The organism is Campylobacter pinnipediorum subsp. pinnipediorum, from assembly GCF_002021925.1.
Taxonomy (GTDB): Bacteria; Campylobacterota; Campylobacteria; order Campylobacterales; family Campylobacteraceae; genus Campylobacter_A; species Campylobacter_A pinnipediorum.
This window is the reverse complement of record NZ_CP012546.1, coordinates 213,966-226,648: the sequence shown is the minus strand read 5'-3', so window position 1 is coordinate 226,648 and position 12,683 is coordinate 213,966. Positions and strand designations below refer to the sequence as shown.

Here is a 12,683-nt window from a genome sequence, read left to right as displayed (position 1 = left end):
AAAAGATTTTGATTGAAATACAAAATTTGAGCATATAAAAAATGCTCAAATAACTTATTTTATTTATTTTTTGTATTAGAAACCGTTAATTCTTTTTCTAACTTTTTATAAATAGAATCCCCAATACCTTTTACATTTTTTAGATCTTCTGTGCTTTTAAACGGATTTGCTTTTCTATATTCTATTATAGCTTCAGCTTTTGAGTTGCCTATGCCTTTTAAACTCATTAACTCTTCTTTTGTGGCTGTATTTAAATTTACAGCTGCTAATATATACGAAACCAAAAGCATTAAAGACAATACTAATTTATTCATAACTTATCCTTTATATAAAATTTGTATTTTATTTTACATAAATATATATTACAATAATCTGAATTTTATGTGATGAGTATTAATTCTAATCACATAAAATTCTAAATAGCTTATTTAAAATACTCTTTTTTAAGCTCTTCTTTTTTCTTTAATGCTTTATCTTTGTATGTTTCGTATTGTGGATTCCAGTAATTAAGCATATTATGAAGTCCGGTATGTCCAACCTCAACATGGCAAGAAGCACAACCAAGTTTTTTATCTGTACTTAGCAAAGATTTATAATGCTCATGCATTTCATTAGCTTTTGCTGATATTAGCTTATTGTCATAAATATTTGTATGACAATGTAAACATCCATCATCAAAAACAAAATCTTTTCTATTCTTTCTATTTTCATGCCAATTTATATTTTCAGCATCTCCAAAAAAGTGAATAGCACCTTCTACAACACCATTTCTAGCTTTTGCATATATATAATTTATAATATTATCATGTGGCAAGTGACAATCAACACATTTAGCTTTTACACCGGTTTTACCTATGCCACTATGCACATCCTTGCTATAAGCGATAACCATAGGATCCATCTCATGGCAAATCACACAAAATTTTTCATCACTTGTTGCAGCAAGTCCATAATAAACCCCAAGAGATGCTATAAGTCCAAATAAACCACCTATTATAAAGATAAAAATTATTATTCTTTTTTTCATGGCGTTACCCTCATCCAATGTTTTACTTCACTCTCATGGCATTCTAAACACATATTGGTTGATTTTTTATGCTCATTATGACATTCATCACAAAACAATGTAGGTCCATCATGAATTGAATTATGCGGATTTGCTTTTAACATATCCATATACTCAAGCCTTTGTGCTACTCTTTTTTTATCTCCATGACAGGATATACAGCCCTTATCACCAATAGCTTTAAACTTTGTAACATCATTCCCTTGTCCTTGATGACAATTCAAACAAGAAAGCATTATATTTGAATGATGTGGTTTAATAGGATATTTATCCTGTATTTCTTTTGTTATCTCTATTTTTGTCGTATTTTTGTCTACGGCATAAATTTGCGATATACAGGAAAATAAAAAAATGATTAAATAAAATATTTTAAATTTCATAAATTCTCCGTTTCTTTAATATAAGCTTAGGATTTTTTATCCTAAGCTTACTAAAACAAAATTGATTTAAATATTTTCTCCAGCTATCATACCAAATACTAGACAATCAGGTATAGCGCAGCTTCCTAGTCTACTTGCGCCATGAGTTCCTCCTGTAATTTCTCCAGCAGCATATAAACCTGGAATAGGTTTTCTTGTGATAGTAGAAACCACTTGAGCTTTTTCATTTATTTTTAGACCACCCATAGTATGATGAAGTTTTGGCACGCCTTTTGTTGCATAAAATGGTGCTTTAACAATTTGTACTCCCTCTAGTGTATGAACAGGTTTGCCAAATTCTGGATCTTTCTTAGACACTACATAGCTATTGTATGCATTAATTGTTTTTTTAAGCTCAGCTGCTGAAATATTATATTCTTTTGCTATATCTTCTATGGAATTAAACTTTTTAACTACTCCTGAGTTTACAGCTTTTTCTGCAATTTCTGGAGTAATTTTATCAACTCCGGCTTGATCACAAATGTTAATAGGATAATTTTTGTCATCACCATTAATCACTTTAAACATTGCTTGAGCCCTAGTTCTTCTATCTGCAAGTTCATTCATAAAGCGTTTTCCTGTTTTTGGATTAACAGAAATTCCATATCTAAATGTAGCATTTATATTAAAGTTAGAAGCTGATCCAAAACCTTTTTCATCAGGACAAGCCCATGGACCAAACTGAATCCAAGACAAATGAACTGGCACTGCTCCAAGCTCAAATGTTTTCATCAAAACTTCGCCAGTAGCACCAGGTTGGTTTGTAGAGTCTGTATCTACAGGTATGCCAGGATCTTGCATGTTTCTTAAAAATACATCTCTAGAAAATCCACCAGCCGCTAAAACAACACCTCTTTTAGCTTTAAAGTATTTTTGATCTCCTGTTTTATTTTCCATGTGATCATCTAAAAGCTTTGAGTCGAATTTGTAATTTTCTCTAGCTGATATTCCAATAACTCGTCCTGAATCATCAAGAATGAAGTCATCAAATTTAGTTCTTCTTTTTATTGTGCCATTATCTAATTTTGAAAAATACTCAATCATAGGCTGCAATATACCAGAACCACTACTGTTTGCTGATAAATATGTTCTTGGAACAGAGTGTCCACCAAGATGTGATAGTTTTTCAAAATATTTTGCACCACATTTTTCTGTTAATTTTAAAGCATCATTTCCACGATCTGCAATAATTTTAAGGTTTTCTGGATGGTTTATTTGCAAACCAGCTTTTAAACAGTCATTCATATACGTTTCAAAAGAGTCTTTTACGCCTTCTGTTTTTTGTTTAGGGCTATTTACAACAGCAAATAATCCACCATTTATAACTGAGTTACCACCAAGGCGACCCATTTTTTCAATAACAAGAACTTTAAGTCCTTTTTCAGCAGAAGTTATAGCAGCAGCCATGCCAGCATATCCTGAGCCTATTACAACAACATCGTATTCTTCATCAAACTTAACATCTTTAGAGTTTAATGCTGCACTTGCATTTATGCCACTTAAAGCTAATGCACTAGCCCCAATCATGCTCATTTTGAGCATATTTCTTCTTGACATATTTTCCATAAGGGTACTCCTTTATATAGTTTTTTAAATATAAATATTAATTATTATATTTAAATTTTATATAATAATATAACTTTTTAGCAAGTATGTCAAATAGTTTTAACTTATAAATTTATAAGTTTTTTTTATAATATACAAAGAACAAGGCTTAAAGATATTAATGTGAAATAATTGAAATTTATGAGTATTGGAGAATATTATCTGGAGCATAATACTCCAGATAAATTAATTAGAAATTTTCGCCTGCTATCATACCAAATGTAAGACAATCAGCAATTGCACAACTTCCTAGTCTAACGGCACCGTGAACACCACCTGTGATTTCACCAGCAGCATATAAGCCAGGTATTGGTTTGTTTGTAGAAGATGATATAACTTCAGCTTTTGGAGTTATATTTAGACCACCCATTGTATGGTGAACTTTTGGTATTACACGTGATACATAAAATGGTGGAACTGAAAAATCATAACCTTTTGTTATAGCTTTACTTAAATTTTTACCAAAATCAGGGTCTTTTTCATCTTTTACATATTGGTTGTATTTTTCAACAGTCTTTTTAAACTCATCAAGTGGCATATTGTATGCTTTAGCTATATCTTCTAGGCTATCAAATTTCTTAACTATACCAACTTTTTGAACTTTTTCTAGTTTTTCAGGTAGCATTTCTGCAGCAGCTTTACTATCACACATACTTAGCAAATATACACCATCTTCATTTTTTGATTTAAACTCATAATCAGCCTGAACTTTTCTATTTGCAAGCTCGTTTCCGTATCTTTTACCAGTTTTTGGGCTTACTATGATACCAAATCTAAAGCTTTCGTGAGTAAATGCAGATGACACACCATATCCTTTTTCATCTGGGCTTGATAGTGGCAAACTTTGAATCCAGCTAATCTGAACAGGCTCTGCACCGATTTTAAGTGCTTCAAGCAATACACCAGCTGTTGCACCCGGGTGATTAGTAGAGTCCAAATCATCAGCGATTCTAGGGTCTTGTGCTTTTCTAAAATGCTTATCTCTACTAAATCCGCCAGCGGCAAGAACGACACCTTTTTTAGCTTTTATAAATTTCTTAGTACCACTTGTATTTTCTTTATCATCATTCTTAGCATTTCTATCAAATTTATAATCAACCCTAGCTTCTATACCTATAACCTTACCTGTATCGTCTGTGATTATTCTGTCTAGCTTGCATTGTCTGCGAATTTCACAACCTTCTATTTTTTGAAAAAACTCTGTCATAGGTCTAGTTATACCAGCACCACTATCAGTTTGTGCCAATGCACCTCTTGGCACAGTATGCCCACCGTGAAGTTTAAGCATAATAAACTTAGCGCCACAGTCTTTTGCAAGTTTATAAGCATCTTGAACTCTATCAGCTAATGCCTCTACAAGATCTGGGTGATTTAGTCCACCACCTGCTTTCATAATATCTTTTATATATAATTCTTTGCTATCTTTTACACCTTCTTTTTCTTGGAAGTCATTACCCCAAACACCCATAACTCCACCATTTATAACAGAGTTACCGCCAAAACGGCTCATTTTTTCTATAATCAAAACTTTATTGCCTTTGTTAGCAGCAGTTACACCAGCTGCAAGACCAGCAAAACCACTTCCTACTACAACAACATCCCACTCTTCATCCCAATTAATATCCTTGCTGTCAGCACTTGCATTTACTCCACTTAAAGCCAATGCACCGGCTCCAATCATACTCATTTTTAATACATTTCTTCTTAATATGTTTTCCATAAGAATACTCCTTGAATATAATTTTTAAATATAAATATTAATTTTTATATTTTAAATATATACAATAATATAATTTTTTTTAAGTATATGTCAAATAGTTTTATATTATAATTTTATAGTTTTTACCTATAACATTAAAATTTTATTTTCAAGGTATAACATGAATATCAGACAAATGGAATTTGTGCTGCAAGTAGCTATAAATAAGAGCTTTACAAAGGCAGCTGAAAAGCTAAATGTTTCACAGCCATCACTATCTCAAAGCATATTAAAACTAGAAGAAACATTAGGAACTCAATTGTTTGATAGAAAAAACAATTTAAACCTTACAAGTGTTGGGAAAATTTATGTAGAAAAAGCTAGATTAATTTTAAAGTTACAAAATGAGCTAAATAATAAAATAGTAGATTTAGTAAAATCAAATAAGCAAAAACTAAGAATAGGTTTTTCTAAAATAGCTTATAAATTTTCACACAAGCATATAGTAAAACTACATAAAAAATATCCGAATTCAAATATAAGAATATTTCAACTAAATTCCTTAGCAAATGCAAGAAAAGAGCTTTTAAATTCCAATATTGATATGGCTGTAATGTCTGTACCAATAGAATTTGATGACATAGTTTGCAAAAACATATGTAAAGAAAAAACTTATTTGGCTTTATCAAAATCACATAGATTGGCAAAAAATGTAACAAAAAAATGTCCAAAGATAAATATACAAGATTTAAAAGATGAAAATTTTATTCTTCCAAGAGATTCTTATAAGAGCAGAGAGTATATAGATGATTTTTTTATAAAACATAATTTTAAACCAAAAATATTTTGTGAAGTTGAGTTTATTGATATAGCAATATCGTTAGTTGCTTTAAACAAAGGAGTGTGTTTTACAACAAAAATTTTTCAAAATAACGATATAAAGCTATTTGATATAGAGGACGAAATGCTTGATAAAACAATAGTTGTGGCTTACAAAAAAGATACAAAGTTGCCAAAACTTGCTAAAGAATTTTTAGAACTGATTAAAATATAATATCAAAAAATTAAATATAAGAATATAAACATCATTTAATTAATATAATTTTAATATTTGTTTATTTTATATTTTTAAAATCTACCTATCTATTTACTTGTTTTTTATATAAAATATTTTAAAATAATAATTTTATAATTATATGGTATTAAAAAAAATAATTTATTTTATGTAATGTTATTTGTTTTTAGTTGTATTACAGTTTATGCACTTGGAGAACACAATAAAAAATTATTCTCATATGGATTATTGCTTTTTGCTAGCTTATATGTAATAAAAACTTATTCTGATAAATTTTTTAAATTTTATTTAGTAACTAACTTTATTCTAGGTGCCGCATACCTTCCCCACTCAATAAATTATGGAAAATTAAACGATGGTATTATTATTTCATTAATGGAAACAAATAAACTTGAAATAATAGAATATATAAAAGATTTACCAATATTTGCATATATTTTAGTATTATTATACATGGTCTTATTCGTCATAGTTTATAGACTAAACAATTCTACAATTTTTAACAAACCAAAAACTAAAATTGTAAAAATCCTAACCATTATAGTTATAGCAATAATCATATACAAGCCAATAGAAACAACATACAAAACAAAAAAAATTAGTTTTGAAAATATTGCATATAGATTTCAATATTACCCTATAAGATTTGTAATTGATTTTGCAGATAATATTATAAACTATTACAAAGACAAAAATATGCTATCTGCTGCAAAAAACAATACTTCAACATGGAAGATAGAAAATACAAACCAAAAATATAAAAATTACATTTTAATAATAGGTGAAAGCATGAGAAGAGACTATATGTCTTTGTATGGGTATCCCATTAAAACTACACCTTTTTTGGATAGTGTGAATGGCTTATTTTTTAACAACTATATATCGCCTTCTTGGAATACACCTTTGTCTTTGCAAAGAACATTAACTCAACACAATGATGAAAATTTGGAATATTTAATACCAGAAAATACAATAATATCTTTAGCAAATGATGCAAATATGGATACTTATTGGTTATCTAATCAAGGAAAAATGGGTGATTATGATATTTTACAATATGCAATAGCAATTAAAGCAAAAAGTATATACTTTACTACAAAAAATATATATATTATTACAAAAGATGGATACAATTTAAAAAATATTAGCGATTTAAAATTAATGCCAGAATTTTATAAAGCAGTAGAAGAAAAAACGGATAGCAATAAGCTAATTGTTATTCATCTAATGGGCTCACATGCAACTTTTTGTGACAGAATCGATAAAAACTATAATATTGAAAATATAACAGATTTTATAAACGAAAAAATGTCTTGTTACCTATCAAGTATTAGACAAACTGATAAATTAATACAGATGATTTATCAAAAATTACAAGAAATGAAAGAATCATTTTCAATTATGTATTTTTCAGATCATGGACTTTCTCATGAAAAGAAATTTTTATCCGACTTGGATATGCGACACAACTCAGAACATAAGCAAAACTATGAAGTTCCGTTCTTAATTATTTCTAGTGATGACACAAAGAGAACTTTCATAAATAGTTTAAAAAGTGGTTATGATTTTATGTATGGATTTGCTAATTGGCTAGGCATAGAAGAGAAAGATTTATCTAAAAATAAAACATTTTTCACAGACAAACAAATAGGTGATATAAAGATTTATAACGGAAAAGATTTAGCAGATTACAAAAATCTAAAAAATGATCCTGCGATATTACCAAAATACAAACATGAATAGCATCAAACATTAAAAAAGCTTTTTTAAATAATGTTGTGTATTTTTAATATAAAAGTTTATTGGTTTTAATTTTATTAAATCTATAAAACTCAAGATACTTGCCATATTTTATAAATTTGTATAAAATTAGTAAAAAGCAAGGAGTAATATGAGCGATATAAGAGACTTTTTAAAACACGAAGCTAGTGGTGGAATATTTTTAATGATTGTAACTATTTTTGCACTCATCTTTCAAAACACATTTTTAAGCGATTTTTACAATAGTTTTTTAAAGACAAATCTTAGTATTAGTTTTGGTGATTTTGGGCTTAGCAAGGCACTTATATTATGGGTAAATGATGGCTTAATGGCTATATTTTTCTTTCTTGTTGGACTTGAGCTTAAAAGAGAAGTTTTAGAAGGAGAGTTAAGAAATCCTTCACAAATAGCACTTCCTGCAATAGCCGGAATAGGTGGAATTATAATACCTGCTATTATATTTTATATGTTTACAAAACATGATAGTTTTGCATTAAGTGGCTGGGCAATACCAACAGCTACAGATATCGCATTTGCACTTGGTATTTTAAGTTTACTTGGCTCTAGAGTGCCGGCCAGTTTAAAAATTTTTCTTATGACGCTTGCTATTATAGATGACTTGTGTGCAATAATAATAATTGCGCTATTTTATACAAGTGATCTTAGTTTACTGTCTCTTGGATCTTCTTTTTTATGTATTTTAGGACTTTTTGTGCTAAATTTGATGGGTGTCAAAAGTAAAGCAGCATTTTTAATAATCGGACTAATTTTTTGGGTTAGTGTGTTAAAATCTGGTGTTCATGCTACTCTAGCAGGGGTTATATCTGCATTTTTTATACCTATAAAACAAAAAGACAATCCAAGCAAGTCTATGCTAAAAGAGCTAGAACACGACTTGCATGCTTGGGTTGCTTTTGCAATATTGCCAATATTTGCATTTGTAAATGCAGGAATTTCTTTAAAAGGCATAGGTATAGAACAACTATTAACGGCTGTTCCTCTTGGGACTATGATTGGTTTATTTATAGGTAAGCAACTTGGAGTATTTGGATTTAGTTTTTTAGCAATTAAATTAAAAATAGCTAAAATTCCAGAAGGTGTAAATTTTAAACAACTTTATGGTGTTGCAGTTCTTTGTGGTGTGGGTTTTACTATGAGTTTGTTTGTAAATGGACTAGCTTACAATGAATCTGATGCTTTTGCTTATACAGATAAACTAGCAATATTAATAGGCTCTTTAATATCCGGAATTGCTGGTTTTATTATATTAAAAGTTAGTTCAAAGAATAAAATAAACTAAAAAAATCAAAGTAGAATTATTGTAGCCTTTAAAAGACTACAATAATTCTAATCGTTTAATATAGACAATAGTTCTATATTCTCTTTTGTTTTAAGCATTGTTGCATATAAAAAATTTAAAGTATTTAAAAAATAAAATTATATTGGTTAAAATAAAAAAATAATAAACCAAGTAATAAAAGCTAATATTATTGATATAAAAACAGCAGAAGAACCCATGTCCTTTGCTCTGCCAGATAATTCATTAAATTCACAACCCACTCTATCAACTACAGCTTCAATTGCACTATTTATCAGTTCAACTATTAATACAAGCAAAACAGATGCAACAAGTAAAGACTTTTCAATAGCATTATCTCCAAAAATAAAGCCTAAAGGAATAAAAATACAACAACACCACACCTCTTGACGAAAAGCAGCTTCATAAATATATGCACTTTTTAGTCCTTTTAAAGAATACTTTGTCGCATTAATAATACGTTTTAAATCAGCTCTTTTGTTGTATTTCAAAGTTAACCCTTTAAATTATCATTCTTTAATCTACATGAATTATTTTACTAACGATTATATGTATATTTTTCTTTATAAGAAATAAAAAACGATTATATATAATTTTATAATTAAATTTCTAATTGTTGATTTATAAACTAAAAAAATAAAAGTAAAATTATTGTAGCCTTTAAAGACTACAATAATTCTAATCGTTTAATATAGATAATAGCTCTATATTGTCTTTTGTTTTAAGCATTTTTGCATATAAAAATTTAAGAGCTTCAACATCATCCATAGATGCAATTGCTGTTCTTATAGCCCATATTTTTTGAAGTTCATCAGGCTTTTGAAGTAGCTCTTCTTTTCTAGTTCCTGATTTTAATACATTTATAGCTGGATAAATTCTTCTATCAGATATATTTCTATCAAGGACTATTTCGCTATTTCCTGTGCCTTTAAACTCTTCAAAAATTACTTCATCCATTCTTGAGCCTGTATCTATAAGAGCGGTTGCGACTATTGTTAAGCTGCCGCCGTGTTCTATATTTCTAGCGGCACCAAAAAATCTTTTTGGTTTATGTAAGGCATTTGCATCAACACCACCGGTTAAAACTTTTCCACTTGGCGGAGTAACGGTATTATAGGCTCTTGCAAGTCTTGTGATACTATCAAGTAATATAATAACATCTTTACCCATTTCAACCATACGCTTAGCTTTTTCTATAACAAGTTCAGCTACCCTTACGTGATTTAGTGCTGGCAAATCAAAAGTAGAACTAAATACTTCGCCTTTAACACAACGTTGCATATCAGTAACTTCTTCTGGTCTTTCATCAACCAAAAGCACCATAAGATGAGACTCTGGGTGATTTTTGGCTATACCGTGAGCTAATTCTTTCATAAGCTCTGTTTTACCACTTCTTGGAGGAGCAACAATAAGTCCTCTTTGCCCTTTACCTATAGGAGTAAAAAGGTCTAAAACCCTACCGGTTAGTTTTAATGGTTCGTATTCTAAATGCAGCTTTTGTGTCGGAAAAAGCGGAGTTAAGTTATCAAATAAAGCACGCTCTTTTGCTTCCGCTAAAGATAGATAATTAACAGCTTCTATTTTAAGCAATGCATAATATTTTTCTTGGTCTTTTGGTTCTCTAACCTGACCTGTTACTATATCTCCTACACGAAGTGCAAATTTTCTAATCTGAGAATTTGATACATATGCATCATTTGAACTATCACTTAGGTTTACATCAACGGATCTTAAAAATCCATAACCTTCATTTGTAATCTCCAAAATACCTGTAAAAAGTATAAAACCACCCTGTTTTGTTTGGGTTTTTAAGATTTCAAACATTAAATCTTGTCTACGAAATTCTCTTGGATTTTCAACACCTAAATTTAAAGCTATTTGAACTAAGCTTTCAAGATCAAGCATTCTAAGCTCTTCTATCTTGTGTCCATCAACTGGTATATGTGTTCTTGTGTTTTGATGTTTTTTTGTTGTTTTTTGTGTTTTTTCCTGAGTTTCTTTATTGTCTTTGGTTTCTTTTGAGTTATTTTCCATAAAAATCTCTTTAATAATTTAAGATAACAGATAACATACTTAATTAGTGTGAGTTAAATTTTTAGCTGACAACATTAGGTAATTTATCCGAAAGATGGCGCAGCGGACGGGACTCGAACCCGCGACCTCCGCCGTGACAGGGCGGCATTCTAACCAGCTGAACTACCGCTGCACCTAAAAAGAATAACTTACAAAATAAATTTTGTAAATGGTGGTCGCTATAAGACTCGAACTTATGACATCCACCTTGTAAGGGTGGCGCTCTACCAACTGAGCTAAGCGACCAAACTAATATTTTATATAAATGGCGACCCTTAGAGGATTTGAACCTCTGTTCCTACATGGAGAAAGTAGAGTCCTGAGCCACTAGACGAAAGGGTCAATTATAACCCGAAAATAAAAATGGTGTCCTGTGTTGGATTCGAACCAACGGCCCCCTCATTAAAAGTGAGATGCTCTACCGGCTGAGCTAACAAGACATATTAAAGTGGCGCAGCGGACGGGACTCGAACCCGCGACCTCCGCCGTGACAGGGCGGCATTCTAACCAGCTGAACTACCGCTGCACCTAAAAAGAGTAACTTACAAAATAAATTTTGTAAATGGTGGTCGCTATAAGACTCGAACTTATGACATCCACCTTGTAAGGGTGGCGCTCTACCAACTGAGCTAAGCGACCCAAGATACAAAATCAATAAAATGGTGTCCTGTGTTGGATTCGAACCAACGGCCCCCTCATTAAAAGTGAGATGCTCTACCGGCTGAGCTAACAAGACATTCCGTAATAAAGAAGTGGAGATTATACAAAAAACATAGATTTTTGTCAAGGGTTAAAATATATTTTGATAAAATTTAAACAATAAAGCTTCAAAATTACAATATATTAAACATTTTACAGATAAAATATATATTGGATTATATGAAAATATTTTTAAAATCAAAAAAAATGAATGTCAATGAGTAAAGAAATATTGAATAAATATAATGGTGGTTAGAGGCAGAATCGAACTGCCGACACGCAGATTTTCAGTCTGCTGCTCTACCGACTGAGCTATCCAACCACCTAAATAAAAGAAATGTGATTATAACCCAAAAAACATAAATTTTAGTTTAAACTATAAAAATATTAAAAAATTTTAGTTTAAAGACTAAATATTATATTCTGGATATATGCTTTTTCCAGAAATTCTAACAACCCTAGCCGGTATACCAACTACTGTTGAGTTTTCTGGGATATCTTTTAATACAACAGAGTTTGCACCTATCTTCGAGTTTGCACCTATATTAATAGCACCTAAAATCTTTGCACCAGTTGATACAACAACACCGTTGCCAATATTTGGATGGCGCTTTAAAGACTCTTTTCCTGTGCCGCCCAAAGTAACTTGGTGATAAAGAGTAACATCATCACCAACCTCCGCTGTCTCACCTATGACAACACCCATTCCATGGTCTATAAATAGTCTTTTTCCTATCTTTGCACCAGGATGGATTTCAATACCGGTTAAAAATCTTGAAATTTGGCATAAGAATCTTGAAAGAAAGCTCATATTGTTTTTATATAAAAAATGTGCCATTCTATGAAAAACAATAGCATGTATGCCTGGTGAGTTTACTAATACTTCAAAAAAACAAGAGCTTTTCATAGAGGGATCTTTCTCTTTTACAACAGCAACCAATTCTTTTAATTCATTAAAAAACTTCAAT

Annotated in this window: 11 protein-coding genes and 8 tRNA genes; 3 read left to right on the top strand and 16 right to left on the bottom strand. The window is 30.3% G+C overall.

Annotated features, from left to right (window positions below; translation table 11 throughout):
- Window positions 1-59 precede the first annotated feature (59 nt).
- The 5 genes from CPIN17260_RS01170 to CPIN17260_RS01150 form a co-directional block, all read right to left on the bottom strand.
- Entirely contained in the window at window positions 60-314 is a 255-nt protein-coding gene (locus CPIN17260_RS01170; protein WP_078398228.1) for a ComEA family DNA-binding protein, read from the bottom strand.
- Window positions 315-424: 110 nt separating this feature from the next.
- Window positions 425-1,027 (bottom strand): cytochrome c3 family protein, encoded by a 603-nt coding sequence (locus tag CPIN17260_RS01165; protein WP_078440433.1) that lies wholly within the window; start codon window positions 1,025-1,027, stop codon window positions 425-427.
- Window positions 1,024-1,446, bottom strand: coding sequence for a cytochrome c3 family protein (locus CPIN17260_RS01160; protein WP_078440432.1), 423 nt, complete (start codon window positions 1,444-1,446; stop codon window positions 1,024-1,026). The genes CPIN17260_RS01165 and CPIN17260_RS01160 overlap by 4 nt, the downstream gene beginning before the upstream one ends.
- A gap of 66 nt (window positions 1,447-1,512) precedes the next feature.
- Window positions 1,513-3,051 (bottom strand): flavocytochrome c, encoded by a 1,539-nt coding sequence (locus CPIN17260_RS01155; protein ID WP_078440431.1) that lies wholly within the window; start codon window positions 3,049-3,051, stop codon window positions 1,513-1,515.
- Between the two features lie 229 nt (window positions 3,052-3,280).
- Window positions 3,281-4,810, bottom strand: a complete 1,530-nt coding sequence (locus tag CPIN17260_RS01150) for a flavocytochrome c (protein WP_078440430.1) — start codon at window positions 4,808-4,810, stop codon at window positions 3,281-3,283.
- Window positions 4,811-4,970: 160 nt separating this feature from the next.
- Between CPIN17260_RS01150 and CPIN17260_RS01145 the strand changes: the two genes are divergently transcribed.
- The 3 genes from CPIN17260_RS01145 (at window position 4,971) to nhaA (ending at window position 8,925) form a co-directional block, all read left to right on the top strand.
- Complete coding sequence (locus CPIN17260_RS01145; protein ID WP_069632669.1) at window positions 4,971-5,843, top strand: LysR family transcriptional regulator; 873 nt, start codon at window positions 4,971-4,973, stop codon at window positions 5,841-5,843.
- A gap of 396 nt (window positions 5,844-6,239) precedes the next feature.
- Window positions 6,240-7,607: a phosphoethanolamine transferase gene (locus tag CPIN17260_RS01140; RefSeq protein ID WP_157887315.1), complete on the top strand. Its 1,368-nt coding sequence runs from the start codon at window positions 6,240-6,242 to the stop codon at window positions 7,605-7,607.
- A 148-nt stretch (window positions 7,608-7,755) separates the two neighbouring features.
- Window positions 7,756-8,925 (top strand): Na+/H+ antiporter NhaA, encoded by a 1,170-nt coding sequence (nhaA, locus tag CPIN17260_RS01135; protein ID WP_078440428.1) that lies wholly within the window; start codon window positions 7,756-7,758, stop codon window positions 8,923-8,925.
- 146 nt (window positions 8,926-9,071) lie between these two features.
- On the opposite strand, the gene CPIN17260_RS01130 is transcribed toward nhaA, so the two are convergent.
- The 11 genes from CPIN17260_RS01130 to epsC form a co-directional block, all read right to left on the bottom strand.
- Entirely contained in the window at window positions 9,072-9,434 is a 363-nt protein-coding gene (locus CPIN17260_RS01130; protein WP_069632667.1) for a diacylglycerol kinase, read from the bottom strand.
- A gap of 187 nt (window positions 9,435-9,621) precedes the next feature.
- Window positions 9,622-10,977, bottom strand: a complete 1,356-nt coding sequence (rho, locus tag CPIN17260_RS01125) for a transcription termination factor Rho (protein ID WP_069632666.1) — start codon at window positions 10,975-10,977, stop codon at window positions 9,622-9,624.
- 95 nt (window positions 10,978-11,072) lie between these two features.
- Window positions 11,073-11,149 (bottom strand) — tRNA-Asp (locus CPIN17260_RS01120).
- Between the two features lie 37 nt (window positions 11,150-11,186).
- A tRNA-Val gene (locus CPIN17260_RS01115) sits at window positions 11,187-11,262 on the bottom strand.
- A 20-nt stretch (window positions 11,263-11,282) separates the two neighbouring features.
- Window positions 11,283-11,358, bottom strand: a tRNA-Glu gene (locus CPIN17260_RS01110).
- A 22-nt stretch (window positions 11,359-11,380) separates the two neighbouring features.
- Window positions 11,381-11,456, bottom strand: a tRNA-Lys gene (locus CPIN17260_RS01105).
- Between the two features lie 9 nt (window positions 11,457-11,465).
- Window positions 11,466-11,542 (bottom strand) — tRNA-Asp (locus CPIN17260_RS01100).
- Between the two features lie 37 nt (window positions 11,543-11,579).
- Window positions 11,580-11,655, bottom strand: a tRNA-Val gene (locus CPIN17260_RS01095).
- Between the two features lie 21 nt (window positions 11,656-11,676).
- Window positions 11,677-11,752 (bottom strand) — tRNA-Lys (locus tag CPIN17260_RS01090).
- A gap of 209 nt (window positions 11,753-11,961) precedes the next feature.
- Window positions 11,962-12,037, bottom strand: a tRNA-Phe gene (locus CPIN17260_RS01085).
- 87 nt (window positions 12,038-12,124) lie between these two features.
- Window positions 12,125-12,682 carry a serine O-acetyltransferase EpsC gene (epsC, locus tag CPIN17260_RS01080; RefSeq protein WP_226996956.1) on the bottom strand — a complete coding sequence of 186 codons (558 nt, stop codon included), beginning with the start codon at window positions 12,680-12,682 and terminating at the stop codon, window positions 12,125-12,127.
- Between the last annotated feature and the right edge of the window lies 1 nt (window position 12,683).

Bases quoted from the DNA above. Each gene is read 5' to 3' on its own strand.
- CPIN17260_RS01170 (WP_078398228.1), bottom strand. From the start codon at position 314: ATGAATAAATTAGTATTGTCTTTAATGCTTTTGGTTTCGTATATATTA.
- CPIN17260_RS01165 (WP_078440433.1), bottom strand. From the start codon at position 1,027: ATGAAAAAAAGAATAATAATTTTTATCTTTATAATAGGTGGTTTATTT.
- CPIN17260_RS01160 (WP_078440432.1), bottom strand. From the start codon at position 1,446: ATGAAATTTAAAATATTTTATTTAATCATTTTTTTATTTTCCTGTATA.
- CPIN17260_RS01155 (WP_078440431.1), bottom strand. From the start codon at position 3,051: ATGGAAAATATGTCAAGAAGAAATATGCTCAAAATGAGCATGATTGGG.
- CPIN17260_RS01150 (WP_078440430.1), bottom strand. From the start codon at position 4,810: ATGGAAAACATATTAAGAAGAAATGTATTAAAAATGAGTATGATTGGA.
- CPIN17260_RS01145 (WP_069632669.1), top strand. From the start codon at position 4,971: ATGAATATCAGACAAATGGAATTTGTGCTGCAAGTAGCTATAAATAAG.
- CPIN17260_RS01140 (WP_157887315.1), top strand. From the start codon at position 6,240: ATGGAAACAAATAAACTTGAAATAATAGAATATATAAAAGATTTACCA.
- nhaA (WP_078440428.1), top strand. From the start codon at position 7,756: ATGAGCGATATAAGAGACTTTTTAAAACACGAAGCTAGTGGTGGAATA.
- rho (WP_069632666.1), bottom strand. From the start codon at position 10,977: ATGGAAAATAACTCAAAAGAAACCAAAGACAATAAAGAAACTCAGGAA.